The sequence below is a fragment of the Kitasatospora sp. NPDC050543 genome (assembly GCF_044457565.1).
Lineage (GTDB): Bacteria > Actinomycetota > Actinomycetes > Streptomycetales > Streptomycetaceae > Kitasatospora.
On sequence record NZ_JBITGZ010000102.1, the window covers coordinates 1 to 1,030 of the forward strand.

General features: G+C 71.0%; 1 protein-coding gene and 2 pseudogenes. All 3 read left to right on the forward strand.

Annotated features, from left to right (window positions below; genetic code table 11):
- Window positions 1-95: pseudogene (locus ACIBH3_RS35985) on the forward strand (roadblock/LC7 domain-containing protein); the annotation flags it as partial.
- 161 nt (window positions 96-256) lie between these two features.
- On the forward strand, window positions 257-907 hold the full coding sequence (locus ACIBH3_RS35990) for a DUF742 domain-containing protein (protein ID WP_396316326.1): 651 nt from the start codon (window positions 257-259) through the stop codon (window positions 905-907).
- Window positions 888-1,030 (forward strand): annotated as a pseudogene (locus ACIBH3_RS35995) (ATP-binding protein); the annotation flags it as partial. The gene ACIBH3_RS35990 and the pseudogene ACIBH3_RS35995, both read left to right, overlap by 20 nt.

A 1,030-nucleotide genomic window follows, 5' to 3' on the forward strand; every position in this document is an offset into this window, starting at 1 on the left:
TGGTGGGCTACGAGATGGCCCTGCTCGTCGACCGCGCGGGCGCCGTCCTCACCCCAGCCCTGCGCGCCGAACTCCAGGGCAGTCTCCTGCACTGACGGACCGTCGGATACCGTCCTGGTATTCGAAGTACCTCTACGCCCGTCCCGGGCCCGCTCAGGCGGGCTCGGGTTCGGACGTTGTACGGCCTTCGCACCACCGGCTCCGGACTCGTGCCTGAGCTCGCACCGCACCGCCGCACCCTGTGAGGAGAGGACCCGTGACACCGCCAGAGAGTGGACAGTACGGCGTTCCGTACCCTGGCACAGGCCATGACGCCTTCGGAGCCCCTGGCGTCGGCCACGGTCAGCAGTACGGCCACCCGCAGCACAGTCAGCCGCAGCAGCAGTTCGCCCAGCCGTACGGCCAGGACCAGTACGGCCGGCAGCAGTACCCGCAGCAGCAGCCCTCGTTCGAGCCGCAGCCCGGTGGCTATCCCGGCTCCCAGGCCGAGGACTTCCCCGAACCTTCGGCCTACCCGGAGCCCGGGCACGGGCCCGGCCGGGTGGAGGAGCACGAGGAGGAGGACTCCGGCCCGCTGATCCGCCCGTTCGCGATGACCGGTGGCCGCACCCGCCCCAGGTACGAGCTGGCCCTGGAAGCGCTGGTCTCCGCCAGCGTCGACCAGCAGCGACTGGCCACCCTGCTGCCGGAGCACCAGCGGATCTGCACCCTGTGCACCGAGGTGAAGTCCGTCGCCGAGGTCTCCGCCCTGCTCTCCATCCCGCTGGGGGTGGCCCGCATCCTGGTGGCCGACCTGGCCGAGGCCGGCCTCGTGGCCATCCACCAGCCCGCTTCCGGCGGCGAATCCGGAAACCAGCCCGACGTCACGCTGCTCGAAAGGGTCCTCAGTGGACTTCGCAAGCTCTAACGCGGCCGCTTCCACCCGCGCGACCACCTCCGCGAAGATCGTCGTCGCCGGCGGCTTCGGCGTCGGCAAGACGACCCTCGTCGGCGCCGTCTCCGAGATCAACCCGCTGCGCACCGAAGCCGT